This is a genomic window from Rhodococcoides trifolii (genome assembly GCF_014635345.1).
In the GTDB taxonomy this organism is placed as follows: Bacteria; Actinomycetota; Actinomycetes; order Mycobacteriales; family Mycobacteriaceae; genus Rhodococcoides; species Rhodococcoides trifolii.
Window position 1 is genome coordinate 1,215,657 of record NZ_BMCU01000002.1, and the last position, 25,701, is coordinate 1,241,357.

Annotated in this window: 26 protein-coding genes; 11 read left to right on the forward strand and 15 right to left on the reverse strand. The window is 65.1% G+C overall.

Annotated elements, in window-relative coordinates; genetic code table 11:
• Window positions 1-10: 10 nt before the first annotated feature.
• Entirely contained in the window at window positions 11-355 is a 345-nt protein-coding gene (locus tag IEW02_RS12875; protein ID WP_188545130.1) for an RNA polymerase-binding protein RbpA, read from the reverse strand.
• Between the two features lie 127 nt (window positions 356-482).
• Here IEW02_RS12875 and IEW02_RS12880 point away from each other — a divergent pair, with 127 nt between their 5' ends.
• Entirely contained in the window at window positions 483-815 is a 333-nt protein-coding gene (locus IEW02_RS12880) for a hypothetical protein (RefSeq protein WP_188545131.1), read from the forward strand.
• A 69-nt stretch (window positions 816-884) separates the two neighbouring features.
• Complete coding sequence (locus IEW02_RS12885; RefSeq protein ID WP_229745979.1) at window positions 885-3,245, forward strand: ATP-binding cassette domain-containing protein; 2,361 nt, start codon at window positions 885-887, stop codon at window positions 3,243-3,245.
• A 1-nt stretch (window position 3,246) separates the two neighbouring features.
• Here the strand turns inward: IEW02_RS12885 and IEW02_RS12890 are convergent, their stop codons facing one another.
• Window positions 3,247-3,675: a VOC family protein gene (locus IEW02_RS12890; protein ID WP_188545133.1), complete on the reverse strand. Its 429-nt coding sequence runs from the start codon at window positions 3,673-3,675 to the stop codon at window positions 3,247-3,249.
• Between the two features lie 98 nt (window positions 3,676-3,773).
• On the reverse strand, window positions 3,774-4,634 hold the full coding sequence (locus IEW02_RS12895) for a class I SAM-dependent methyltransferase (protein ID WP_188545134.1): 861 nt from the start codon (window positions 4,632-4,634) through the stop codon (window positions 3,774-3,776).
• A gap of 73 nt (window positions 4,635-4,707) precedes the next feature.
• Between IEW02_RS12895 and IEW02_RS12900 the strand changes: the two genes are divergently transcribed.
• From IEW02_RS12900 to IEW02_RS12910, 3 genes are all read left to right on the forward strand, one after another.
• A complete protein-coding gene (locus IEW02_RS12900; RefSeq protein ID WP_188545135.1) occupies window positions 4,708-5,520 on the forward strand; it encodes a class I SAM-dependent methyltransferase in 813 nt (270 codons plus the stop codon).
• An 11-nt stretch (window positions 5,521-5,531) separates the two neighbouring features.
• Window positions 5,532-6,539, forward strand: a complete 1,008-nt coding sequence (locus IEW02_RS12905; RefSeq protein WP_229745980.1) for a phytanoyl-CoA dioxygenase family protein — start codon at window positions 5,532-5,534, stop codon at window positions 6,537-6,539.
• 153 nt (window positions 6,540-6,692) lie between these two features.
• Window positions 6,693-8,093, forward strand: a complete 1,401-nt coding sequence (locus IEW02_RS12910; protein ID WP_268236724.1) for an amino acid permease — start codon at window positions 6,693-6,695, stop codon at window positions 8,091-8,093.
• Here the strand turns inward: IEW02_RS12910 and IEW02_RS12915 are convergent, their stop codons facing one another.
• From IEW02_RS12915 to IEW02_RS12945, 7 genes are all read right to left on the reverse strand, one after another.
• Window positions 8,094-9,200 carry a GGDEF domain-containing protein gene (locus IEW02_RS12915; RefSeq protein ID WP_188545136.1) on the reverse strand — a complete coding sequence of 369 codons (1,107 nt, stop codon included), beginning with the start codon at window positions 9,198-9,200 and terminating at the stop codon, window positions 8,094-8,096.
• Window positions 9,201-9,316: 116 nt separating this feature from the next.
• Window positions 9,317-9,940: a dihydrofolate reductase family protein gene (locus IEW02_RS12920; protein ID WP_188545137.1), complete on the reverse strand. Its 624-nt coding sequence runs from the start codon at window positions 9,938-9,940 to the stop codon at window positions 9,317-9,319.
• Between the two features lie 61 nt (window positions 9,941-10,001).
• On the reverse strand, window positions 10,002-11,597 hold the full coding sequence (locus IEW02_RS12925) for a DUF2207 family protein (protein WP_188545138.1): 1,596 nt from the start codon (window positions 11,595-11,597) through the stop codon (window positions 10,002-10,004).
• Between the two features lie 409 nt (window positions 11,598-12,006).
• Complete coding sequence (locus tag IEW02_RS12930; RefSeq protein ID WP_188545139.1) at window positions 12,007-12,663, reverse strand: SRPBCC family protein; 657 nt, start codon at window positions 12,661-12,663, stop codon at window positions 12,007-12,009.
• 35 nt (window positions 12,664-12,698) lie between these two features.
• Complete coding sequence (locus IEW02_RS12935) at window positions 12,699-13,064, reverse strand: ArsR/SmtB family transcription factor (RefSeq protein ID WP_188545140.1); 366 nt, start codon at window positions 13,062-13,064, stop codon at window positions 12,699-12,701.
• A gap of 81 nt (window positions 13,065-13,145) precedes the next feature.
• On the reverse strand, window positions 13,146-13,985 hold the full coding sequence (locus IEW02_RS12940) for an SDR family NAD(P)-dependent oxidoreductase (protein ID WP_188545141.1): 840 nt from the start codon (window positions 13,983-13,985) through the stop codon (window positions 13,146-13,148).
• On the reverse strand, window positions 13,982-14,326 hold the full coding sequence (locus IEW02_RS12945; protein WP_188545142.1) for a nuclear transport factor 2 family protein: 345 nt from the start codon (window positions 14,324-14,326) through the stop codon (window positions 13,982-13,984). The genes IEW02_RS12940 and IEW02_RS12945 overlap by 4 nt, the downstream gene beginning before the upstream one ends.
• 137 nt (window positions 14,327-14,463) lie before the next feature.
• Here IEW02_RS12945 and IEW02_RS12950 point away from each other — a divergent pair, with 137 nt between their 5' ends.
• Window positions 14,464-15,291 carry a MerR family transcriptional regulator gene (locus IEW02_RS12950; protein ID WP_188545143.1) on the forward strand — a complete coding sequence of 276 codons (828 nt, stop codon included), beginning with the start codon at window positions 14,464-14,466 and terminating at the stop codon, window positions 15,289-15,291.
• Between the two features lie 11 nt (window positions 15,292-15,302).
• Here the strand turns inward: IEW02_RS12950 and IEW02_RS12955 are convergent, their stop codons facing one another.
• Window positions 15,303-16,940 (reverse strand): cation:proton antiporter domain-containing protein, encoded by a 1,638-nt coding sequence (locus tag IEW02_RS12955; RefSeq protein WP_188545144.1) that lies wholly within the window; start codon window positions 16,938-16,940, stop codon window positions 15,303-15,305.
• A 245-nt stretch (window positions 16,941-17,185) separates the two neighbouring features.
• Between IEW02_RS12955 and IEW02_RS12960 the strand changes: the two genes are divergently transcribed.
• Window positions 17,186-19,384: a sensor domain-containing protein gene (locus IEW02_RS12960; protein ID WP_188545145.1), complete on the forward strand. Its 2,199-nt coding sequence runs from the start codon at window positions 17,186-17,188 to the stop codon at window positions 19,382-19,384.
• Between the two features lie 6 nt (window positions 19,385-19,390).
• Here IEW02_RS12960 and IEW02_RS12965 read toward each other — a convergent pair whose 3' ends face one another.
• Both IEW02_RS12965 and IEW02_RS12970 read right to left on the reverse strand, forming a co-directional pair.
• On the reverse strand, window positions 19,391-19,954 hold the full coding sequence (locus tag IEW02_RS12965; RefSeq protein ID WP_188545146.1) for a dihydrofolate reductase family protein: 564 nt from the start codon (window positions 19,952-19,954) through the stop codon (window positions 19,391-19,393).
• Between the two features lie 64 nt (window positions 19,955-20,018).
• Window positions 20,019-21,149: an FAD-dependent oxidoreductase gene (locus IEW02_RS12970; protein WP_188545147.1), complete on the reverse strand. Its 1,131-nt coding sequence runs from the start codon at window positions 21,147-21,149 to the stop codon at window positions 20,019-20,021.
• A gap of 73 nt (window positions 21,150-21,222) precedes the next feature.
• Here IEW02_RS12970 and IEW02_RS12975 point away from each other — a divergent pair, with 73 nt between their 5' ends.
• Both IEW02_RS12975 and IEW02_RS12980 read left to right on the forward strand, forming a co-directional pair.
• On the forward strand, window positions 21,223-21,894 hold the full coding sequence (locus IEW02_RS12975) for a TetR/AcrR family transcriptional regulator (protein ID WP_188545148.1): 672 nt from the start codon (window positions 21,223-21,225) through the stop codon (window positions 21,892-21,894).
• Window positions 21,895-21,925: 31 nt separating this feature from the next.
• Entirely contained in the window at window positions 21,926-22,366 is a 441-nt protein-coding gene (locus IEW02_RS12980) for a hypothetical protein (RefSeq protein ID WP_188545149.1), read from the forward strand.
• Window positions 22,367-22,375: 9 nt separating this feature from the next.
• On the opposite strand, the gene IEW02_RS12985 is transcribed toward IEW02_RS12980, so the two are convergent.
• Window positions 22,376-23,083 (reverse strand): GAF and ANTAR domain-containing protein, encoded by a 708-nt coding sequence (locus tag IEW02_RS12985; RefSeq protein WP_188545150.1) that lies wholly within the window; start codon window positions 23,081-23,083, stop codon window positions 22,376-22,378.
• Window positions 23,084-23,409: 326 nt separating this feature from the next.
• On the opposite strand from IEW02_RS12985, the gene IEW02_RS12990 reads away from it, so the two are divergent.
• Window positions 23,410-23,817, forward strand: coding sequence for a YciI family protein (locus IEW02_RS12990; RefSeq protein ID WP_188545151.1), 408 nt, complete (start codon window positions 23,410-23,412; stop codon window positions 23,815-23,817).
• Between the two features lie 9 nt (window positions 23,818-23,826).
• Window positions 23,827-24,969 (forward strand): RNA polymerase sigma factor, encoded by a 1,143-nt coding sequence (locus IEW02_RS12995; RefSeq protein ID WP_188545152.1) that lies wholly within the window; start codon window positions 23,827-23,829, stop codon window positions 24,967-24,969.
• A gap of 29 nt (window positions 24,970-24,998) precedes the next feature.
• On the opposite strand, the gene IEW02_RS13000 is transcribed toward IEW02_RS12995, so the two are convergent.
• The gene (locus tag IEW02_RS13000) at window positions 24,999-25,667 is read right to left on the reverse strand and encodes a GNAT family N-acetyltransferase (RefSeq protein ID WP_188545153.1); all 669 of its coding nucleotides are present in this window, start codon (window positions 25,665-25,667) and stop codon (window positions 24,999-25,001) included.
• Window positions 25,668-25,701: the final 34 nt, after the last annotated feature.

The window sequence follows — 25,701 nt, forward strand, 5'->3', positions numbered from 1 at the left end:
GAACGACGTGTCAGGCGTTGGCGCCGCGCCGCTTGGCCTTGAGCAGGTCCATCCGCTCCTTGAGCAGTTCGTCGAGTTCCTCGACGGATCGGCGCTCGAGCAGCATGTCCCAGTGGGTGCGCGGCGGCTTGACCTTCTTCGCCTCCGGCGCGGTGCCCTCGATGAGCGACCCCTCTAGCCCGTTACGGCACAGCCACGTACCGGGGATCTCGGCCTCGTCGGCGAAGGGAACGTCGAACTCCTCACCGTTGTCGGTGCGGTATCGCGCCATCCGGCGCGGAGCCAGGTCGTGGTCACGATCGGTCTCGTAGCTCACCGCTCCGAGTCGACTACCTCGTAATACGCGATCTGCCATGGTGGAGTCCTCTCTGATCGTTTCCCGCTCGTCACCGTGTTCAACGACGGAGCAGCCTGCATCGTTCCCCGGTCGAGCGAGTGTCGAGGCGCAATGATACCCGCCCGAGACCTTAGGGTTGATCACCATGGCCGGGAGGAGTCGTCGTCCGTCGACGTGTGTGTGGTGCGGCCGCCCGGTCCCGGACGCCGGCATGGGTCGGCGCCGTCGCTACTGCAGACAGTCGTGTCGGCAGCGCGCCTACGAGCAACGCGCCGCCGTCAAGGGGACGGCGGTGCCGGTCGACGCGGTGGTGCTGACCGCCGACGAAGCCACCGCTCTCGCCGACCGGGCATTCGAGGTCCGGTGTCTGGCCGAGGACGTCGCCACCGCGGTCGACGAAGGCGCGAGTGCAGACGAATTGAGCCGACTGTGTGCGGACCTGGTCGAACGATCGCGGGACGCCGAACGGCTGCGCTGACTTCACACCGTCCGCGGTCGGTCAGGATTCGAGAAGTCTTCGGCGCTCGTCGCCACTATGGTGACCGGCATGGCCAGCAGAACCCACACAGCCGACACCCACGATCTCATTCGGGTACACGGCGCTCGGGTGAACAACCTGAAGAACGTGAACATCGAGATTCCCAAGCGTCGCCTGACGGTGTTCACCGGGGTGTCGGGTTCAGGAAAGAGTTCCCTGGTCTTCGGCACCATCGCCGCGGAATCTCAGCGCATGATCAACGAGACGTACAGCACCTTCGTCCAAGGATTCATGCCGACGCTCGCACGTCCGGACGTCGACGTGCTCGAGGGCCTGACCACGGCGATCATCGTCGACCAGGAACGGATGGGCTCAGATCCACGCTCCACCGTCGGTACGGCGACGGACGCCAACGCCATGCTGCGCATCCTGTTCAGCAGGTTGGGCACGCCGTATGTCGGTTCGCCACAAGCATTTTCGTTCAACGTGGCGTCGATCTCGGGCGCCGGGGCCGTCACCGTGGAACGCGGCGGCCGAACCGTGAAGGAACGGCGCGCGTTCAGCGTCACCGGCGGCATGTGCCCGCGCTGCGAGGGACGCGGATCGGTCAGCGACATCGACCTCACTGCCCTCTACGACGCGAGCAAGTCCCTGAACGACGGCGCCATCACCATTCCGGGCTACAGCATGGACGGTTGGTACGGACGGATCTATCGAGGCTGCGGGTACTTCGATCCCGACAAGCCGATCGCGAAGTTCACCAAGAGGGAACTGAACGATCTCGTCTACAAGGAAGCGACCAAGATCAAGGTCGACGGAATCAATCTGACCTACGCGGGTCTGATTCCGTCGATCCAGAAGTCTTTCCTGTCCAAGGACGTCGACGCCATGCAGCCGCACATCCGGACGTTCGTCGAACGGGCCGTCACGTTCGCCACGTGCACGGACTGCCACGGAACCCGGCTGAGCGAGGCGGCGCGGTCGTCCACGATCGGCGGTGTGAGCATCGCCGACGCATGCTCGATGCAGATCAGCGACCTGGCCACATGGGTGAGCGGCCTCGACGAGCCATCGGTGGCGCCGCTTCTGAAGAGCCTGCGCCACACTCTCGATTCGTTCGTGGACATCGGGCTCGGGTACCTGTCCCTGGACCGTCGGTCCGGGACCCTGTCGGGCGGAGAATCGCAGCGCACGAAGATGATTCGCCACCTCGGGTCAAGTCTGACCGACGTGACCTACGTGTTCGACGAACCCACCATCGGACTGCACCCACACGACATCGAACGAATGAACAACCTGTTGCTCGAGTTGCGCGACAAGGGAAATACCGTCCTGGTGGTCGAGCACAAGCCGGAAGCGATCGCGATCGCCGAACACGTCGTCGACATCGGCCCGGGGGCGGGATCGGACGGCGGCGAGATCGTCTTCGAAGGAACCGTCGACGGACTGCGGGGGAGCGGCACGCTCACCGGACGCCACCTCGACGACCGCGCGTCCCTCAAGGACTCGGTGCGCGAGGCCTCCGAGGTGCTGCAGATCCGCGGAGCCGATTCGCACAACCTGCGCGGTGTCGACGTCGACATCCCCCTCGGTGTGCTGGTGGTGATCACCGGAGTGGCCGGATCAGGAAAGAGCTCCCTGATCCAGGGCAGCGTGGCAAGCCTCGACGGGGTGGTGTCCGTCGACCAGTCGGCCATCAAGGGGTCTCGGCGTAGCAGTCCAGCGACCTACACCGGGCTGCTCGAGCCCATTCGCAAAGCGTTCGCGAAGGCGAACGGAGTCAAACCGGCTCTGTTCAGCGCGAACTCCGAAGGTGCCTGCCCCAACTGCAACGGAGCGGGCGTGACCTACACCGACCTGGGAATGATGGCCGGGGTCGCCACCACGTGCGAAGTGTGCGAAGGAAAGCGGTTTCAGGCCGACGTTCTCGACTACTCGTTCGGAGGCAGGAACATCGGTGAGGTGCTCGGCATGTCCGTCGCCGAGGCGGAGACGTTCTTCGGCAGCGGCGACGCCAAGTTACCTGCGGCGCACAAGATTCTGACCAGGCTCGCGGACGTCGGACTGGGCTATCTCAAACTCGGCCAACCGCTCACCACCCTGTCCGGTGGCGAGAGACAACGCATCAAACTCGCGGCGCAGATGGCCGACAAGGGCGATATCTACATCCTGGACGAACCGACCACCGGGCTGCATCTTGCCAACGTCGAACAGCTCCTGGGCCTGCTCGATCGACTGGTCGACTCCGGCAAGTCGGTCATCGTCATCGAGCATCACCAGGCGGTGATGGCGCACGCCGACTGGATCATCGATCTCGGGCCGGGCGCCGGCCACGACGGCGGCCGTCTGGTCTACGAGGGCACCCCCGCCGAGCTCGTCGCGTCCAAGTCGACGTTGACGGGGGAGCACCTCGCGGCCTACGTCGGCTGACTCATTCGATGTGACAGACCGCTTCGAGGTTGATTCCGTCGGGATCGAGAACGAAAGCGCCGTAATAGTTCTCGTGGTATTCGGTGTGCACCGCCGGGTCGAGCTTGTTGCGTGCACCAGCGTGCAGCGCGGCCTCGTGGAAGCGGCGCACGTGTTCGCGTGAAGGCGCCGTGAACGCGATGTGCAGGTTCGGATCGACGACGTCGCCCGCCACCAACCAGAACGACGGCTTCCGGTCCGACCCGAAGCCGGTCATGTGGGGCCTGCTCCCGTCGGCCGGGGCCGGAAAGTCGAGGAGCTTGCGGATACCGAGCGTCGCCAGGGCCGGCTCCCACACCGCGATCGCCGCTGGGACGTCGGTCACCGTGACGTTGACGTGGTCGATCTGCGATCCCTGGAAATTCTCACGAAGGTAGTCGGTCGACGGCATGACGGCTCCTGGTGTTGTCGGTCGCTCACCGAGCGGTGGGCCGTTCATTTCTATCCGTCATTGCGGACAGCCACTGTCCCTTGCGACAGACCGGGCCGCTACGAGAGACCGTGCGTGCTGAACATGTCGACCGGGTGCGGTACCCGGGGACAGCCGTCGGCGGCGGGCACGGAGACGGCGTCCAGGTAGGCCCGCACCGGCCCGCGCAACTCGGGGGTCAACCGGGCCTGCACCGCGAAGTCGAGCACCTCGTCGGACGCCCGAGCAAGGTCGACGAACGCGTTCAGGGTCACCACTTCGTCGACCGTGACGCGGGCGTCGACGAAGGCGTTCTCGATGTCGTCGCTGAACCACTGACGATGCTCCTCGAGCGGCGGGGCGAGTACGTCCACCAGCGCATTGAGCGCGGCGCGCGGTGCGACGAGCACCCACAGCTCTCCGCCCGGTCGCAGCAGTTCGCGGGCGGCCATCAGCGCCTTGCCCACGTCGACGACGTAATAGATCGAGTGCACGAACATCACGACGTCGAACGTTTCGTCCACCGGTGCGTCGGCGAACGACGTGACGTGCACGTCGACACTCAGCGTGCCCGCCCCGAGTGCGGCCATCGTGTCGGTGAAGCGTTCGGCGCTGTCGGACCAGGGCTCGATACCGACGTAGCGCACCGGCCGTCCGGGCATCGTCCGGAGAAGTGCCTCGGCGATCCGGACGTCCAGCGAGCCGTCGCCGCAACCCACCGACAGCACCGATACCGGTCCTTCTTCTATTCCGGCCAGCCGGCCGACGAGGTGGTCGGCAATCAGGCCGCGCTGGTCGGACAGCTCTTCGAACGCGGCGTGATCGCGAGCGTACGAACCGGGCTCCAGCCCGGGTAGAGGCTCGGCGCCGCGCCGCAACGCACGTAGGTCGTCGAGGAGCGCGGCGGCGGCGGTCGACGGGGTCGGGACTAGGCTCGGCACCTGTTCGAGTCAACCACCACGCCTGCGTCTCGGGTGCACGCGGTCGGCTCCCGACGAGAAGACGAGGACTGGTGTGAGCAGCAAAGATACGGCCGAGCGGAGTCTCGAGCACTGGAGCGAGGCCGGTCGCACCGGCATGGAGGCGTTCTACGCCTTGGCCACCGAGGACTACCACCAGCTGGCACTGGCTGCCGACTGGCCCACCCTGCTGGCCGACCGAGCGCACGAGGGTTGGTCGCTGCTCGACGTGGCCTGCGGCAGCGGAAAGTTTCCCACCGCGCTGCGCCGCTACACCGACCTGTCCGCCGTGCCCGAGGTGGCCTACGACCTTCTCGATCCGTCCGAGTTCTCGGTGGCCGAGGCGCGCGGGGCCCTGGGTGTGCCGTTCGTGGCCCGCCGGGACCTGGTGATGACCCTGCAAGACCTCCCCGCCGACCACACCGGCTACGACGTCGTGTGGGCCACGCACGCGCTCTACGCCCTTCCGCCGGACGAGTTGGACGCCGCAGCCGAGCGGTTCGTCGCCGCACTCGCCCCCGGCGGTCTGGGCCTGGTCGCGCAGGCTACCGCGGCCTCCCATTACCTCGCGTTCTACGACGCTTTCCGCGCCGGCGTTCGCGAAGCGACGCCCTACACGACGGCCGAGCAGGTGCGCGACGCACTGATCCGAGCCGGCGCGGATGTGCGAGACCAGCGCGTCACCTATACGACCGGCACATCCGATCGCGTTGTCGCCGAAGGCTTTCTGCAGCGGTGCGCCTTCGACGACTCCGTGTCGCTGGAGGAAATGGAGGCGGCGCCGGTGCTGGGCGACTATCTCGCCTCGTGTCGCGACGCGTCCGGTTCCTACACCTTCTCTCACGAGGCGGCCCTGCTGTGGATCTGAACGAAACTGCTGTGGATCCGAACGAAACTGCTGTGGATCCGAACAATCCGACGACCAACGAACGGCTCCCCGAGCAGAACCGCGCCGGCGGTATCGACCAGGACTGGGCCGGCGACGATCAGGACTGGTGGGACTGGTACGTCACGCTGGCCGCCAACGACACGGCGCCCGCCGAGCTGGTCGACGGACCGGGCCTGCCCGACATCGAGGCCGCTTCGGACGAGCAGGTCGAGCGTGAGCTTGCCGAACCGTACGACCTCGACCCGCCCTCCGTCGAAGCGTTCGCCCGCGAGGCCTTCGTGCGGCTACCGGCCGTCCTGTCGCCGGCTGTCGTCAGGCGGCTCGCCGAGCGACTCGACGAACTGCTGCGCGCCGAACACGGCGACGACGTGGCCGGCCGGTTCACCGCGTTGGAACAGATGTGGCTTCACGACGATCTGATGCGCGCCGTGGCTCTGTCGCCCCGGATCGGCGGCTTGGCTGCCTCCCTGCTCGCCGTGCCGGGCGTCCGGCTCTATCACGACAACGCGCTGTCCAAGGAGCCCGGCTGCGGGCGCACGCCCTGGCACCACGACGCCGAGCACTTCCCGTTGCAGACCACCCAGGCGGTCACCGCGTGGATGCCGATGTCGGCCATCCCCGGACGGATGGGTCCGCTGTCGTTCGCCCGCGGCCGCGAGGTGCGGGGCGAGGTCGCCGACCTCGAGTTCGACAAGGTCGGCACCTCCTACGACGAAGCCGTCGCCCAGCGTTTCGTCGAGCGCGACGTCGCGGTGGAGTCCGAGCCGTTCGCAGTGGGCGACGTGTCGTTCCATTCGGCGCTGTGCTTCCACACGGCAGGTCCCAACCGGACCAGGCAACCTCGGCGGGCGCTGGCCACCACCTACTTCGTCGACGGAGCACGGGTCGTCGACTCGCCGACGCTCATCAGTGGTACCTGGCGCGAATTCCTTCCGGGCGTCGAACCCGGTGGGCCGGCGATCTCCGAACTCAACCCCGTGGTCGGCCGTAGCGGCTGAGCCGACTGCACTCTCCCGTCATCTGCGCGTTTCGTTTCGTACAACTGCTCGTTCCTTCTTGTACACAGTGGAGTGCGCTCTCCGTCGTCCGGCTGCAACAGACTTTCCCTACCGCACGGTGGCAGCCACCGTGCACGACACAGGGAGTCCACAGTGGCCGCGAACCCGCCCACGGAACTACAGCAGACGCTCAAGAAGCGTCACCTGTCGATGATCGCCATCGCAGGGGTGATCGGGGCTGGACTGTTCGTCGGATCCGGCGCCGCCATCAAGGAGACCGGGCCAGGCGTCCTCGTCTCGTACACGCTCGCCGGCATCGTCGTCATCCTCGTCATGCGCATGCTGGGGGAGATGTCGACGGCCAACCCGGAGACCGGCTCCTTCTCCGCGTACGCCGACCGCGCGATCGGACGGTGGGCCGGCTTCAGCATCGGGTGGCTCTACGCCTGGTTCTGGATCATCGTGCTCGGAATCGAGGCCACCGCCGGTGCCGTCATCATGAACCGGTGGGTACCGGGTGTGCCTCAGTGGACCTGGGCGCTGGTGCTGATGATCGTGCTGACGTTGACGAACATCGCGTCGGTCAAGTCGTTCGGCGAATTCGAATTCTGGTTCGCCTCCATCAAGGTCGCCGCCATCGTCGCCTTCCTCGGACTCGGCATACTCGCCATACTCGGGCTGCTGCCCGGAGTGGAAGCACCGGGGATGTCCAACCTCACCGGCAACGGCGGTTTCTTCCCCAACGGATACGGCGCGGTGTTCGCCGGCATCCTCGTGGTGGTCTTCTCGTTCTTCGGCGCCGAGATCGCCACCATCGCCGCCGGCGAGTCGGAGAACCCGGCTGCGGCTGTGCGCACGGCCGTGAAGTCGGTCGTCTGGCGAATTCTGGTGTTCTACATCGGGTCCATCGCCATCGTCGTCACACTCCTCCCGTGGGACAGTGCGTCCGTGGCACTGAGTCCGTATGTCGCCGTGATGGATTCGTACGGCATCCCCGCCGCCGGAACGATCATGGACGTCGTCGTACTCACGTCGGTCCTGTCGTGCCTGAATTCCGGCCTGTACACCGCGAGCCGCATGATCTTCTCGCTGTCCCGACGCGGAGACGCGCCGAAGAGCTTCGCGACCATCAGCGGCTCGGGCGTTCCCCGTCAAGCTGTTCTGGTGTCGACCGTCGTCGGGTTCATCACCGTCGGCTTGAACTACATCTCGCCCGACCGGGTGTTCCTGTTCCTGGTCAACTCGTCCGGTGCGATCGCGCTGTTCGTATGGCTCGTGATCTCGGTGTCGCAGTTGCGGATGCGCCGTCAGCTCGAACGCGAGGGACGCGAACTCGACCTGAAGATGTGGCTCTTCCCGTACCTCACATGGTTGACCATCATCTCGATCGTCGCCCTCTGCATCGGCATGGTGATCATTCCGGAGACGCGCAGCCAGATGTACGTCTCGCTCGCACTCGCCGCCATCGTGATCGGCATCGGTCTCTACCGCTACCGCGCCGCATCGTCGGACCGGACGATCGAGACCACCGCCGCTGAGCGCATCGAGACCTAGTCAGCCGCGCGCCGAATCACGGTGGTCGCCACCCTGCCTACGGGCACTCTTGGCGCGGTACATCTCGGCGTCGGCGGTTCTGAGCAGGTGTAGTACGGCCTGTTCGGAACCGCCGGCGTGCACCTCGGTGGTGGCAGAACCGACGCTCACCGACAACCCCGAGATCATCCGGGCACCGGAGAGCGCAGCCACCAACTCCTCGCCGCGAACCTGAGTGGCCGACTCCGCACCGACCGTGACGCAGGTGAATTCGTCGCCTCCGAGGCGCGCTACCACCCAATCGTTCGCGGTCAAGGCCCGCAGATGTTGCGTCAGGTCGAGCAGCACGGCGTCACCGGTGTGGTGACCGAAGGTGTCGTTGACCTTCTTCATACCGTCCACGTCGAGTACGACAACGCACATCACGTTCGGACGGTTCTTCGGCGCGGTCAGCACGATCGCGTCCACCGCAGCCAGCAACCCCCGCCGATTGCGGAGTCCGGTCAACGGGTCGACCAATGACTCGCGTGCACGAGAGCGGAGTTCGCTGACGTAGATGATCAAGATCAGCGGCGCCGAGAACATCAGCAGCATGGTCAGGGTATGTGCCGCCACCACCCAGTTACTGGCTGCATCGTTCAGCACGGCGCGAACAGCGACGATCCCCAGAACGAGGACCGCCGCCATCATGTGGAGGGAACTCACGAGCGGCGGAACGGTGATGACGGCGAAGGTGGTGACGACCGCGAAGAGCACGGTCCCGCCGATCGCGGTCAGCAGGTCCTGTTTCAACAGCAGGCAGATCGTGATTGCCACATCGGCGTACACCACGTACGCAACCAATGCGTGCGGCGCCGGCCACCCTCCGAGGAACCACCGCAGGGCCACCGGCACCGTCGTGAGACTGACGGCAACCACGATGACGACACCGATTCCGTCGTACTCCTCCGAGGGGGCGCTGACGATTCCGATGAGCCCGATGGTGAGAGTGGCCAGACCGACCAGGTACTGCGTGAGTGTGGCCCGTTGACGCTCGAGGTCGAGTAGACCCGCTCGGCCAGTCGTCGGATCTCGACGAGGCTCCGACGGACGGATCGATGCAGCAAGAAGCGCGCGTACAGCGATCATGAGAACCCCTGGTAGAGACGGTGCGCCCCCGAGCACGATATCGAGGCCGATCGTAACAGGATCGGGCCTTTCGAACGTTTCGCTGCTGCTTGCGGGAGTCAGGTCTTTTCGGCGGTTTACCGAGTGACGTCGCCCATGTCTCCCGTGGTCGGCCTTTCCTCGCCCCGCGCGTATCGCATCTGGACGACGCCGCTCGAACTCGCCACCGGCGGTTCGAGCAATGTGAGAGTCGACGGCACGGCGCCTCCGTCGAACAGTCTCTTGCCCGTACCCAGCACGATCGGGTGAATCCACAGATCCAGGCGATCGAACAGCTGCTCCCGCAGCAGCGTCTGCACCAGGTCCAAACTGCCGACCACCTTGATGTTCTCGTGTCGGTCGCGTATCTCGCGAATCGCGTCGGGCAGGTTGGACCCGAGGTGCGACGATCCGGACCACGAGAGGTCGGGCGTACCGCGGGACGCCACGTACTTCGGGATGCGGTTGAACAGGCCGACGAAATCGGCCTCGGGGTCCTGATTCGGCCAGTACGCGGCAAAGATGTCGTAGGTTCGTCTGCCCAGCAGCAGCGCATCCGTCCCCTCGTAGGCAACGTCGACCTGCGCACCCGACACCTCGTCCATCAGCGGTACCTGCCAGCCGCCGAACGGGAAACTGTCCGACGGATCCTCCTCGGGTCCTCCCGGCGCCTGACCGACGAGGTCCAGAGTCGCAAATGTTTCGATCGTGATGAGTCCCATGGCTTTTCTCCTGTCGTGGTCTACATGGAGGCAGACCATCGCCAGTGCCCGAACTCATCGGTCAGGTGCTTCCGGCAGCACCTCCGCCGCCGCCGGCGCCCGCACCGGACACGGTCGATCCTGCGCCACCGCTCGAGACGAAGACGCCGGAGAACGCGGCCCAGGGGAGTACCACTGGTCCACCGGATGCGAATCCCGCGCTCGCGGGCGACGAGAAGGCTTGCAGCGGCGTGTCGTTCGAGGGATCGGTCGCGGCGTCCAACTGTTTCTGGAACGCCGGTGCGAGACCGAGCGCGACGATGTCGGGCAGCGCCGAGTTCAGGTCGACCGCTTCGTCGTGGTCTTTCGCTGCATTCTTCAACCCGTCTCGGTATGCCTCCCAGGGCCGAGCTGCGTCCCGCCCGGCGACCGAGAATCGCGAGTACGCAATGGCGGTGACAATTCCTGCGATGAATAGCATTGCCGCAGGACCTGCTGCCAGCCACATCAGCGGTGCGCCCGACGTGGCGACGGCAATACCGCCGACAGCCAGCGCACCGCCGAGTACAGCGAGAGCGGTCAGCGCCGCGCGTCGGCGCCCGGTCCCGTCGGCCACGAGCCCGCTGGACCGAAGCCGTTCCTCGACAAGAGTTTTCGTCGAACCGGGGCTTCCGGCGATCTTCTTCAATGCGGCACTGTCCACCACGGCGCCGTCGGCGCGTTCGGCGAGCATCGCCCACACCGCCTGCTGCATTTCTCCGCGCACCCGCGATTCGTCGAGCAGTCTGATGCGGACTGTTCCCTTGTCGAATTTTCCGGGCTTCTTGTCTTGCTCGATCATCAGCGCGTCTTGGGCTGCGAGCGCCAGAACGGTGGCCGGCACCCCACTCGCCTGCGCGCTTCGATGGACGAGGGCGGTCACGAACGCGGGTTCGGTGTTGTGATCGGGCCGAAGAGTGCTCGGAGGTTGTTCGGACACAGTGGGTTTGGCTCGGCCGCGGAAGAGAACAGCCACTCCAAGCAGACCGAGTAGCGCGACGACCAACCCGGCCCAGGGGAGCCAGGTCGAGCCCGGGCCCGCGGCGAACCGGTCGAGTGCGGTCACGGGGGGACCGTTGCGAATGTCCGATTGCAGACGGTCGATTCCCGCGGTGAGACTGCCCGCGACGTTTCCGTCACGCAGCGGCGGGATCAATGCGTCTTCGACGATGGCCTCTTGCTCGTCTCGCGGGACGTTGCCGTCGTCGAACGTGCTGCCGAGAAAAATGCCGGCTCGAGCTTCGTCGCCCTTTCCCGGTTCCCGGTTGATCAGAATGGCGCCCGCGATGTTCTGGTCGATTCCGGCCGCGGCGACCCATTGCTGCTGGAGTTCCTCGACCAGGTCGAGCGTGTCGTCGGAGTCTGCGTCGAGTTCTCGCACGTACACGATGACGTCGGCGCCGGTTCCGGTCTTCAGGCTTTCCAACCGGCCGGCAATGTCGGCGGACTGGGCCGAATCCAGCGATTCGCCGGTGTCGTCGTACACCCGCTGATCGGATGTCAGTCCCTGGAAGGCGGTATTGCCGCCGGAGTCGTCCGAGCATCCGACCAGGACGACGGTTGCGACGAGCGCTACTGCAACGGTGGCGAGTCGATGCACAGCGATCCGACGATGACGTGTGTTCGGCAGCGCGTCCATTTAGGCATGCTAATCAGAGGTGGTCTGTCGTTTCCAGCGCATTCGTCGGAAACGATGGTGAACATACGGTCTCGATTGCGATCAATTCGTCACAGTGACGAATTGCTGGCAGAAGACCGGGCCCGCCAGCCCGGATCGTTTGTGAAGCAAAGTCCGCGGAGGCCGCGGATTATCCTGCACAAGCGACGACCAGGGCCGAAGCTGGAGCCACCGAGTACGACGTGCCGGATCGGACTCACCGCTTGTGAAGAAGAGTCCGCGCAGGCCACGGATCATCCTTCACAAGCGACGACGAACCCGAACCCGATTCGATCGAGTGCTGTTCGACGACAACGACATCGGACGCATCCCCGACAACCCGCAGGTCGAAACTTTGCCGATAATCGACATTATGTCAACTAGGTTCGGCCTACTTGTCACGCGCGTCCCCGGTGTGCAAGTAGAACGCGGTGGTGGCCTCGACCGCGGCCGCGACGTGACCCGGTTCGCCGCCGCCGGCCAGGTGTGCCTCACCCCAAACAGCGGCGCTACGCCGGCTGAACTCGCGTCCGGCGGGCGATTGGCTGAACTCCTCGTGCTCGAGTACCTCGCCGCTCGAAAGGAAGCAGGCGAGCGCGAGCAAGTGAAGGTCCCAGCCGACACCACCTGCGCCAGGACCGTAGGTCGGGAACATGGGCTCTCCGACGGCGGCCGCGTGGACCAGCTCGAATTCGGTGCCTCCGGTCGATCCAGGAGACAGGCGCACCTCGACCTCGCTCGTGCCCGGCCATTCATCTGCGCCGGGCCCGAACATCCAGGACACCCTCAGCAAGCGCGGCGGCTCGCATCGGAGGATCTCGCCATGCTCGCCGCCGTCGAGCGCGAATGCCCCGCCGAGGCGAAATTCGCCGGTGACCGGCTTCATCCAGCGACCTAGCCGCTCGGGGTTGGTGATCGCGTCCCATACGTCATCGAGGGGCGCGTCGTAGCGACGGCTCAGCTCGATCGTGTAGGCCTCCCCTGCGGGAAGGGTCGACGTGCCCATCTTCCGGCGGGCCTCGGACAGTTCGTCGAGTACATCCTTCATCGTCGTGCTCCGTTCGGTCGAGAACGTTTGTGTGCCTACGCTTCTTTGGCTCCGCCGAGCTTGTCGCCGGCAGATTTCCGGTGAGTGCGCCTCCCGCGGGCGAGCTCGGTCTCCAGCGCATCGAGTCTCTGGTTCCAGAAGCTGCGGAACCGGTCCAGCCACGCATCGACTTCACTCAGCGGACCGGCCTCCACGGTGTAGAACCGGCGAGCTCCCTCGGCTCGGACCGAAACGAATCCGTGCTCACGCAAAATACGCAGATGCTGCGACACAGCAGGCTGCGACAACGCGAACTCGGCCCGAATCACGTCCGTGATCGCACCGGAGGTTTGCTCACCGTCGGCGAGCACCTCCAGAATGCGCCGACGCACCGGGTCGCCGAGTACATCGAACGCGTTCACGACCGCCATGATATCAGATACTGCTTATATAAGCATAGAGCGGTGTATCAGGACGGTGTCGTGATGGTTTCGAACGACAGATCAGTCCGGGAAATCTGTGCTCCGGGAAATCTTTTCGCTCGATCGAATATCAGCCAGCGCCGTCTCCAACGTGTCGGTCACGGCGTCGAAGCCGCTGTTGCCCAGCACCAGTCGTCGAGGAGGTGGCTGTTGGGCCATGGCCGAGATCACCGCACGGGCACCGCGGTATGGATCGCCGGGCTGCACACCGTCCATGTCCACGAACGTTGCGCGGACGTGCTCGAGAAGCTCGTGGTATTCCGGAATGGGCTCGGAGACCGGCTCTTCGGCGAAGCCCGCGTAGGCGTTCGTGCGGGTCGCTCCCGGTTCGACTGCCAGCACGGAGATGCCGTGCGCGGCCACCTCGTCACGCAGGGTCTCGGTGACGGCTTCGATAGCGGACTTCGTCGCGCTGTAGTAGCCGAAACCGGGAGCTGCCACGAGCCCGGCCACCGAGGACACGTTGACGATCCACCCGTCGCCGCGGGCCCGCATGCCCGGTAATACTGCGCGCGTCACGGACAGCACGGCGAAGAAGTTCAGTTCGAACATCATCCGCACCGAGGACTCGCTCATTCCCTCGATCGATCCGAACCAGCCGCGCCCGGCATTGTTGAGGAGCACGTCGATACCCCCGAAACGCTCCTCTGCTTCTCGCACCGCACGCTGCACCTGGTCGGCATCGGTGACATCGAGGGGCACGACCAGAACTCGGTCACCGTACTGCTCAGCCCACGCGGCCAGTTCCTGCGGCCGCCGGGACGTGATCACCACAAGGTCCCCCGTCTCCAGCGCGGCCTCGGCGAACGCCACTCCGAAGCCGCCGGGCGTACCTCCGGTGACGAACCAACGCCGCGTCACGGCTCGATCACCACCCGGCCGATCAACGTGCCGTCCATGGTGAAGCGGTAGTGCAGGTCTACTACCCCACCGGGAAAGTTTCCCTCCAGATGTTGCCGGACGTCGACGCCGGCTGCGGTCGCAGTTGCGCCACTGAACGTCGACGTATAGGTGAACCCGCTGCCACTGACCGCCGCGGACAGCCAGGCCTCGATCTCGTCACGGCCCGTGTAGTGGTGGCCGTCGTCGGTCACCTCGGCGTCGGCGGTGAGCGCGGTCATGGCTTGGCCGTCCTCACGGTTGTCGATGGCGGTCATGAACGTCTTTACACTGTTCGGGAGTGCGTCCCATTCTGTGGTCATGACTCCACGGTGAGACTTCCCCCAAGGGGAAAGTCAAGCCCAAGGCTGGAATTCGCCGAACTCGTACCGCGGACGTTGACCTTGCCGTAAGGGGAAGCTGCACGATTCCCGGGCAGGGCCGAAAACAGGAGGACGCCATGAGCGCACGGGTCTCGATCGGTGACTTCGCGGTGATGACCAGCTTGAGCCGAAAGGCCCTGCGGCACTACCACGAGATCGGCATTCTCCAACCGGCGCATATCGATTCCCACACCGGCTACCGCTTCTACGACACCGGTCAGGTCGATCACGCACATATCATCCGCCGGTTCCGTTCCCTCGACATGTCCATTCCAGACATCAAGGCACTATTGAGCACGGACGACGCGACAACGCGCGCCGAAATCATCACGACTCATCTGGAACACATGGAGAAGCAGCTTCAACAGACCCGTGACACCGTGGGCGAATTACGCGAATTGTTGTCACCGGTCGATACCCCCGCCTTCGTGACCGTGCGCCGTGAACCTGCGCTCCCCGTGTGGTCCATCCGCGCCACCCTCGAGGAATCCGGGATCGACAGTTGGTTCTCGGCGTCGGTGAACACCTTGCGCAGCGCAGTTGCCGCGACAACGGGCGCGCCCTCGGAAGTGGTACCCGGTGGCCTCTACGACCGAGCACTGTTTCTCGAATCCCGGGGTCGTGCAACACTGTTCGTCCCTGCGCCGCTCGTCGGTCAACCCCCCGAGGGCGTCCGAGCCGAAATCCTTCCCGAAGCGGAGTTCGCGGTGCTCACCCACCCCGGTGGTCACGACGGCATCGACCGCAGTTACGCGGCTCTGGGCATCTACGCGAACGAGCACCTGATCAGCGACCAGGGGCCGATCCGCGAACACTACTTCGGCGGCACCCAATCGACTCCGACAACGTTCACCAGCACGGAAATCTGCTGGCCGGTTTTTTCCACCACCCCACCGACACCCTGACCGGACGACCTTCACGTGCCTTCGGAGTCGCCCGACGCATCGCTTCCCGTGGCGGACGGCGTTTCGGTGTAGCCGACCGGTCCCCCGCCGGCCACCTGATCCGCCAACTCCAACCCCGCGCCGGCGTAGACGTTGAAGGCGATGTCGACGCCGTGGTCGGTGGCCCACTTGACCTCGTCGTCGTACCGGGCCACCGCGGCGACGCGGCCGCTGAAGCCGGACTCGCGCAGACACGCGAGCGCAGTGACGTTGGCGCCGTGTCGCGGCATGGCGAGAACCGCGATGGCCACGGATTCGGAGCGCCGTAGTTGATGCCAGAAGTCGAGATCGGTGGCGTCCCCCTCGATCGCTCGCAGACCCTCCTCGACCAGTCGCTCGACTCGGGGGCCGTCGTAGTCCACTCCGACCACGCGGTAGCCGTAGTGATCGGTCAGACGCCGGTAGGCAGCAAGTCCCACTCTGCCCATTCCGATGACGACCACATCGGCGTCACCGGCGTCACCGGGCCGCTCCTCCGGATGCAGCGCTTCCTCGTCCTGCGCGGGGAGTCGTGCGGCCATCTTCTCGACCATGAGGTGGCCACGTCCGTTGACCAAGGCCGACACCACGAAACTCAACGCCACCGCGATCGACATCTCCACCAACCACGCCGGTGCGAGCAGTCCCGACGTCACGCCGACGGACACCACGATCAAGCCGAACTCGGAGTAGTTCATCAACGACAGCCCAGCGAGAAGTGCGGTGCGATGCCGCAACTTCATCAGCGTGAACAGTCCGAAGTAGGCGCCGGCCTTGACCGGTAGGAACAGCAGCATCAGCAGAGCGACCCCGATGGTGGGCAGATCCGGCAGACCGGTCAACCCGATGGAGACGAAGAATCCGACGAGGAGCAGTTCTTTGATGTGGAACAGCGAACGGGAGAGTTCCGACGCTGCCGGGTGCGAGGCCAACAGCACACCGATCACCAGCGCACCTAGATCGCCCTTCAGACCGAGCGCGGAGAACAGTGCGTACCCCGGCACGAACGCCATCACGATCCCGAACAGGCTCTGCATCTCGCCGTGCCCGAGGCCACTCCATATTCTGCGAAGTACACGAGTGAGTGGCCACAGTCCCACCAACGCGAGAGCCCACGGACTCGGCAACTTTCCGCTGGTCGCCGTCAGGAAGACCACCGCGACGATGTCCTGCATCACCAGGATGCCGATGGCCACACGGCCGTACAACGAGTGCGACTCACCCCGCTCCTCGAGCACCTTGACCACGAACACCGTGCTCGAGAAGGACAGCGCAAAAGCAAGCAGCGCAATGGTTTCCAAGCTCTGCCCCGCCAACATCGAGACCCCGACGAGCGCGAGAACCCACATCGCCACGGCGCCGAACACGACACTGATCACCATGTGCGCAGACGTCGTCAGCCAAACCTCGCGGCGGAGCAGAATCCGGATGTCCAGCTTGAGACCGATGGCAAAAAGCAGAAGCGTGACGCCCAGGTCGGCGACCGTGTCGAGTTCCGGCACCTCCTGCAAGTCGAACGCGTTGATGACGAATCCCGCCCCGAGGAATCCGACCAACGGAGGTAGGCGTGCTGCCATGGCGAGGCCACCGAGCCCGAACGTGATGACCAAATAGAGTGCAACAACGGTCATGTGGATCCCTCGCTGGTCGTGTGCCGACAGTCGCCGAACCCGGGCGATGCCGGATTCGGACAATTATCCCGGCAGTCCGGCAATTTCTCAGTGCGGGCGATGCGACGCCACCTCTCGGCCCGAGCGTCGTCGCTGCCCAGATTCAGGATCGACCATTTCGGACCCTCCATTGTCTGCTGCGAACATTGGCGTTGCTAGATTTCGTGGTGGCGTTGTCGGAGCGCGCCGCTCGGAACGGAGAATCGATGCGCGATCCACTGGACGACCCGGTGCTGTTGCGGTCTCTAGTGGAGTCCTCCCCCGATTTCGTCGCCATTGCCGATTTCGGCGGCGCAATTCTGTGGGTCAACCCGGCGGGACTCGACCTGGTGGGTTTGTCCGGTGCGACCGATGCCAGGGGTATGACGGCCGAACAGATGTTGACCGCGCGCGGTCTCGACGTGGTGACGGACATCGACGAGTCGTTGCGCTCGAAGGGAAGTTGGCGGGGTTACAGCGAACTTCGACATCAAGCCAGCGGCGCCGGCATTCCGGTGGTGGTGTCGCTCCATGTGGTGCGTGGTGGGCCCGGAATGCCGGACCTGGTCGCGGCAACGCTGCGCGACCGTCGCAGCGGCGAGCGGCTGAACACCGAGATGGCCGCATCTGCAGCGCAGGCCGGACGGCACGCGCAGGAGCAGAAGGCACTCGCGGAGTTGAGCCGCATCGCCGTGAACGCCGAGCTGCCGCAACTCCTGACTGCGGCCACCGCGGCGGCGGCAACGCTGATCGGGAGTGGTCAGGCCGCGATTGCACATCACCGTTCTCCTGGTGATCCCTATCTACAGATCGACGCGGCAAGCGGTTCATTGGGAACCCGAGGCGACATTCCCGCGGGCAACGGTTCGCTGATGGGCTTTGCGCTGACAAATCGAGAGGCGGTGGTGTGCCCGGACATCGATTCCGAGACTCGATTCGAGACAAGGACGATGGCTACCCTGGGCCTGCGAAGCGGGATGGCGGTCCCCGTCCTCACGGCGACGGGTGAGGCGTGGGGTGTCCTGTCCACACACAGCGCCGATGCCCGGTGGTACCGAGACGAGGAGGTGTCCTTCCTCGACTCGGTGGCCGGAATCCTGTCCGCAGCCGTGCGGCGCATCGACCTGCAAGGGCAATTACGCCGACGCAGCACGCACGACGCACTGACCGGACTGCCGAATCGCACACTGGCCTACGAGGTCATCGATGCGGCCCTCGAACGCGCACGAGTGGCGTCGAGCGCCGTCGCTCTCCTGTTGCTCGACATCGACGACTTCAAGATCATCAACGACAGCCTCGGGCACGTGTCGGGTGACCACGCGCTGGTTCATTTCGTCGCCCGTCTGACGTCGGCAACTCGCGATCAGGACACCGTCGCGCGATTGGGCGGTGACGAATTCCTCATCGTGTGCGAAGGCGTCGACAGCGTCTCGCACGCAGAGGACATCGCTCGCCACATCACCTCGTCGATCGCGGTGCCGTTTTCGTCGGACGAGGTACCGATTCCCCTGAGCGCCAGTATCGGCATCGCAGTATCGGATTCGACCACCACGCGACACGATCTCATCAACCGGGCGGACCTTGCCATGTACCGGGCCAAGGACGGCGGTACCGGTGGCCACGCGGTGTTCGATCCCACCGATCTGTACGACGCCGATCGCATCCGGTCGCTGTCGATCGATCTTCGGGCTGCGCTGGCGGGAAACGAGCTCACTCTCGTGTATCAGCCGTTGGTGGACATCGCGACCGAGCGGACCGTTGCAGTGGAAGCCCTGGCCCGCTGGGAACACCCGACGCTGGGGGCCATCGATCCGACCGAGTTCGTGGGTGTCGCCGAGCGCACCGGGCTGGCGATGACGTTGGGCGCGTGGGCACTTCGCACTGCGTGCGCCGACGCGGTCCGCTGGCGATCCTTTTGCACCGTTGCGGTTCGGGTGAACGTCAGCGCCTTGCAGTTGCGCGACCCCACCTTTCCCGCCGACGTGGCGCTGATCCTCCGAGACACCGGCCTGCCGCCGCACGCTTTGGGTCTCGAAGTCACCGAAACGGTGTGGGTGTCCGACACCGAGCGGGTGGCGGACACCGTCGCCGAGCTGCACGCAATGGGGGTGGCCCTGCTCCTCGACGACATGGGCAAGGGGCACAGTTCGATGTCCTACCTCGACCGCTATCCGATGTTCGAGAGTTTCAAGATCGACAAGTCCTACATCGAACGGTTGCCGGCGCCGGGGGCTCGCGCAATCGTAACGGCGATCGTCGGTCTCGCACGAGCATTCGGTGTGACCGTGGTGGGCGAGGGTGTCGAGACGCGCGAACAGTTGGACGCTCTCGCCGCAGCCGGTTGCGATCTGGCACAGGGTTTTCTGTTGGGACGACCGTCCACCGCACCGGAGATCACGGAATTGCTGCGAAGCACCTCGCGGTGACGGTCCCTACTTCACGACGTCGAAAATCTGCTTCTGAATACCGTTGCCGTAGACCTCGTGCTCGACGAGCGTCAGGTGCGTGGTGTCCTTGTCCGCCTCGCTGAACAATCGCTTTCCCGCTCCGAGAAGCAGCGGGAAAACCAGTAGGTGGTAGCGGTCGACCAGTCCGGCGTCCGCGAGTGACTGCCCCAACTGCGCACTACCCTGGACGGAGATCGGGCCGCCCTCAGTCTTCTTCAGCGCTGCCACATCGTCGATCGACCTCAGTATCGTTGCAGGCCAACGGGTGTCGTCTTTATCGAGAGTCGTGGACACCACGTATCGCGGCATCGCGTTGTAATCCGCGAACTCGTTCATCGTCGGCCACACCGGCGCGAAGGCTTCGTAGGACCGACGTCCCAACAGCATGGCCGACGCTTCGGTCTGCTCTCTGCCCTTCATCTCGTACGCTGCCGGATCGAACTCGATGTCCTCGAAGGTCCACCCCGAGTTCCGGTACTCCGGTTCTCCGCCGGGGGCCTCCATGACGCCGTCGAGCGAGACGAATGCCGAGACGATGAGTGTGCGCATGGTGTCCTCCGAATGTCGATGTACGAGAATACAAGGGATAGACCACGCGATCGCTCGAAACTCATCAGCGCACTGTCGCCCCCGTCAACAACTCGATCAATCCGTACGGCGCACGCTCTCCGATGCAGCGATCGAGGGTGTCGTGTGCTTCCACGGCCACCTCGGCACTACGCGTGAACATCGCCGATTCGAACTCGTCCAGCGCCGCGTTCACGTCCGTCGGATGTGCCACAAGGGCTTTCGCCAACTGGGCGCCGTCGAACAATGCCAGATTTGCGCCGTCTCCCGAGGGCGGCATGAGGTGCGCGGCGTCGCCGAGCAGCGTGACGCCAGGAGTCCGGTCCCACCGGTGACTGCTCGGAAGCGTGTAGATGGGCCGTGGTACCGGGGCCGTGTCACCGTCCGTGAGGAGCGCGGTGAGTTCTGGCGCCCACCCGTCGAATTCGTTCACCAACGTCTCGGTTGCCGCCTCGCGGTCGCCGAAATCGATTCGGTTCACCCAGTCGAGCGGGCGGCTGAGTTCGACGTAAGTGTGCAGCACATCGCCCGATTCTCGATGCGCAGCAATACCTTTCGCTGGAGCGAACGCGAACATGGCGCCGGGGCCGACGGCCTCTGCGGTTTCACGATGCCGGCGATCGACGTCGTAGAGATAGGTCTCGACGAACACGGTGCCTGCGTATTCGGGCACTGCGTCCGAGAGCAGCGGCCGAACCTTGGACCAGGCTCCGTCGGCGCCGACGAGCAGTTCGGCGGTGTCGGTGGTGCCGTCGGCGAACGTCAGCTCGTGCCGTCCACCACCGACGGGCCGGATCGAGACGAGCTTGCGCCCCCATTTCACAGTGCCGTTCGGCAACGAATCGAGCAGTATTCGCCGAAGATCGCCGCGCAGGACTTCCGGGCGGCCGCCGTTGCCGTCGTCGGGTTCGTCGAGAAGCGCATTGCCCTGTGGGTCGAGGATCCTGGTGGCCTCCCCACCCTGATGGATGATCGCGCGGAACTCGGCAGTGAGCCCGGCTTCGGCAAGGGCGATCTGGCCGTCGTGCTCGTGAATGTCGAGCTGACCGCCCTGTGTACGTGCGTCGGGCGACGGATCCGCTTCGTAGATCGTTGCGGCAATCCCGTGGACGTGCAGAACGCGGGCGAGAACGAGGCCGCCCAATCCTGCTCCGATGATCGTGATCGACGTGGCCATGAGGTGGTCCCTTCGTTATGGAACGTTGTTCCAACATCTTGGAACAACGTTCCAGATGTGTCAAGATGAACCCATGGCGACGGAGGAACAGCGAGGAGAACGGCGCACCGACGCGTTGTCCAAGAAGCGAATAGTCGAGGCAGCCATCGACATTCTCGATTCCGACGGCGAAAGCGCGTTGACGTTCCGAGCCCTCGCCACGCACCTGGCCACAGGAAGTGGAGCGCTCTACTGGCACGTCGCGAACAAGAGCGAGCTGCTCACCGCAGCCACGGACGCCGTCATTGCCCACGCCCTGGCTGCCGTCGGCGACAACGACGACCCACGAACTGCCATCCGCACCATCACCTCCGGCGTATTCGACGCCATTCACGCGCATCCGTGGGTCGGTACGCAGCTGTCACGAGAGCTGATGCAGACCGCATCGATGCAGATTTTGGAGAGCATCGGAACACGACTCGATCAGTTCGGCGTCCCCGACGACAAGCAATTCGATTGCGCAACAGCCATCATGAGCTACATCCTCGGCCTTGCCGCTCAGTACGCAGCGGGCGCGAGACTTGTTGCGGGCGAGACGAACCGAACGGCGTATCTGGCGTCGGCGGCCGACAGGTGGAGAAGCCTGGACGCAGACGAGTACCCGTTCGTTCGTCGAATTGCCGAGCAACTCCCCCAGCACGACGACCGCACGCAGTTCCAGGCCGGCATCGACTTGATACTGGTAGGAATCAGCGCCACGGTGTGAGAAGGAACCGACGACCCAGAGGAGCCCCACAGTGCCTTCGCTCGACGAACTTGCGCCGATACTCGGTCAGTGGCGGACATCTGGGGACGTCCGCGACGACGTGGGCGGCATCGAGTCCAGGATCAACGGAACAGACTCGTATCGCACGCTCCCCGGCGAAGCGTGGATCGCACACGAAGTCGACGTTCGGATCGGCGGCGGACACATCGTTGCGCACGAGTTGATCGGCGGCGAGCATCCCGACGGCGGATGGTCGATGCATTCCTTCGACTCGTCCCCCGAACCAGGACTCATGCGGCTCACCGTGCACGAGCCCGGAGTACTGCTTGTCGACGGCGGAGCCGTGCGCAGCTGGTTCAACGTTCTGGCCGGCCCCGATTTCATGACGACCCGCTGGGAGCGAAGGGTCGGCTCGACATGGGTCACCTGGATGGACATGCGTTTCGATCGAGTCGCGAGCTCGGTCCGATAGCGACCCGGTTCAGGCCTGCGGAGCTTCGGAACCCAGCTTGATCAGATCGGCGGCCAACGTCGCGACGGGGGTGTTGTTGTCCTGGGACAGCTTGGCCAGAAGTGCGAACGCCTGCACGGCGTCGATCCGGTATCGCTCCATCAACATTCCCTTGGCCTGGCCGATCAGATCGCGGGTGGCCAGTGCCGAGACGAACTGCCGATTCTTGTTCGCGGCGTACAACGCGACTGCTGCGTGGGTGGCGAGCATGGCGCCGATTTCTTCGGACGCGAGATCGAAGGCGTTCGCTTCCAAGGAGAAGATGTTCAGTGCGCCGAGTGTGTCCTCCCCGGTGTAGAGCTGGAACGAAAGGCTGCTGCGCACACCGATTTCCGCAGCCCTCGGACCGAACCTCGGCCACCGGGTGTCGGTGGTGAAATCGTCGCACCGAACGAAGACGTCGCGCCGGGCGGCATCGACACACGGGCCCTCCTGCAGTTCTTCCTGGAGGGAGTCGAGCCGGACCGGAAGCTCGCTCGTGGCGGCATGCGACTCGAAGGACTTGCGGCCCGCGACGACGAGAACATCCGCAGAATTGGCAGCGTCGATCAACGCGGTCGCGCTGCGGGTGACTTCGGCGAGCGTTTCGTCGACGCTGCTCGGCTTGAAGAAAGTACGCGTGGCCTCGGCGAGTGCCTGCCCGAGGTGGTAGCCGGTGGAATCGCGATCGATGGACATCGTGTGGTCCGCCCTGTGTCTTTGTCGGTCGATGAGCACCGTGCGTACGGTGCCGATCCGCTTCATGAACCCAGGGCACAGTGTCACGGTGTCGCAGTTGTGTCGGTTCACAGTACTGGGTGGACGAATCTGGGCGCGAGCGCAGTCGGTAAACGCTGACCAAGTAGAGCATGGTCCAGCGAGCGCCGGATTCCCCGCAGGAGGGCTGAGCCGGAGAATGCTCCTCTCCCCGAAGAATTGTGCGAGACGATGTCGAGAACGCACGGACGGCTCCGTCCCAGGGGCAGATGCAGCCGAACAGGGTGCACCGAACCGAGGAGAACATCATGGCGAAGTACCTGCTTCTCAAGCACTACCGCGGCGCTCCGGAGCCGGTGAACAACGTGCCCATGGACCAGTGGACGCAACCGGAAGTCGACGACCACATGCAGTTCATGGCGGACTTCGCGACCAGACTCGAAGGTACGGGCGAATACGTCGACGGCCAGGCACTCTCCCCCGAGGGAACGTTCGTCCGCTACGACGGGGAGGGTCGACCGCCCGTCACCGACGGCCCGTTCGCGGAGACGAAAGATCTGATCGCCGGCTGGATGATGATCGACGTCGACAGCTACGAACGGGCTCTGGAACTGGCCGGAGAATTGTCTGCGGCGCCGGGATCGGGCGGGCGCCCGCTGCACGAATGGCTCGAAATAAGGCCACTGCTCGGTGTTCCGAAGAACGTCACCGACTGAGTGCGCAGGGTGGACGACTACCTGCTGCGTGAACTCGCGCCCGCTGTAATCGGTGTCCTCGTCCGTCGCGGAGTCGACTTTGCCGCGGCCGAGGACGCCGTCCAGGAGGCATTGATCGAGGCGTACTCGTCATGGCCCGACCGGAGGCCGGCCGACCTCAAGGGATGGTTGGTCACGGTCGCCTGGCGGAAATTCCTGGACTCGCACCGGTCCGATGCGGCTCGACGTGCACGCGAGGAGCGCGTCGAACTCGAACCCGCGCCGGGCGAGACCGAGTCCGCGGACGACACCCTGCAGCTGTTCTTCCTTTGTGCGCACCCGTCTCTGTCTGCGAGCTCCGCGGTCGCACTGACCCTGCGCGCGCTGGGAGGGTTGACGACGAAGCAGATCGCGCAGGCGTACCTGGTACCGGAAGCAACGATGGCGCAACGGATCAGCCGGGCCAAACGCACCGTTTCCGGAGTCCGGTTCCGAGAGCCGGGGAGCCTGGACACCGTCCTGCGGGTGCTCTATCTCGTGTTCAACGAGGGCTACAGCGGTGACGTCGACCTCTCGGCGGAAGCAATCCGACTCACTCGCGAAGTGGCGGCCACCACCGATGACGAGGAGGTGTCCGGGCTCCTTGCCCTGATGCTCCTGCACCACGCGAGACGATCTGCCCGTACTCACCCCGACGGAACCATCGTCCCTCTCGCAGAACAGGATCGGCGACTCTGGGACACCGCGCTGATCGCCGAAGGGGTGCGTGTTCTCCAACGCGCGCTCGCTCGCGATCGCCTCGGCGAGTATCAAGCGCAAGCAGCTATCGCCGCGCTCCATGCCGACGCGTCCCACGTCGACGAGACCGACTGGGCGCAGATCGTCGAGTGGTACGACGAGTTGCTCGACATCACGAAAAGCCCAGTGGTTCAGCTCAACCGCGCGATCGCCGTCGGTGAGGCAGACGGTCCCGCCGCCGGTCTGAGGGCACTGTCTGAGGTCGATCCGACAATCCCGCGCCTCACTGCTGCCTCGGCGTATCTGAACGAGAGGGGTGGGAACCTGGCCGCCGCAGCGCAGTTGTACGCCGAGGCTGCCTTGTCGGCCCCGACCCTCGCCGAGCGGCACCACCTGACGCGAGAGGCTGCGCGCGTCCGGCACCGCAGCCCGTGATCGCGGTGCGTCGGCACGGATGACGAGACTCAGGCCCCCGGCTTCACGCCCGGCGCTCGAACGACCAACGGAACCGCCGGGAACGCTGCAGCCATCTCGGACCGCGACTTGCGCAGAGCTGCAGTGCCATAACCCTTCTGGCGATGCTCGGGATGGATCCACACGCGAAGATCGACCTCGCCGTTCACCAGTTCGCCGAAGACCATGCCGACCTTCTCGGTGCCTTCGACCGCGACGTACCAGACCGCGTCTTCATGGTGCACCCGCGAGAGTGCCGCGGTGATCTCGTCGTCCAGATCGCCTGCCGCTCCCCCGAGGCCGTCGCCGGAAGCGCCGACATCCTCGAGACGGGCGGCGAAGATGTCACGGTCGGCGTCGGCGCTGAACGCAGCCAAGGTCAAGTCCTCGCCGGCGCTGGCCGGTCGCTCGGACAGCGTGAAGCTGAGCTGGTTGTTCAGGTCCTCGAGTTCGCTGGCGTTCTTGCGCCGTTCGTCCTTGGTCAGCTGATCGAAGGACATGCCCATGACGGCCTCACCACCGAGGCGCGAGGTGCCGAGCAGCGCGGCGATGGCCTCGACGGCGGTGGGGCGGTCGTCCGCCTCGACGATCACGTCGAGCACCTCGTGGCGGCGTTCGAGCGCGGTGAGCAGGGCGTCGGTGATCTCGCGGCGTGTCGCGGCGTGGTCGTGGTCGGTCATGGGCGCAAGCCTAGAACAGCGACCGTTCGGGCGA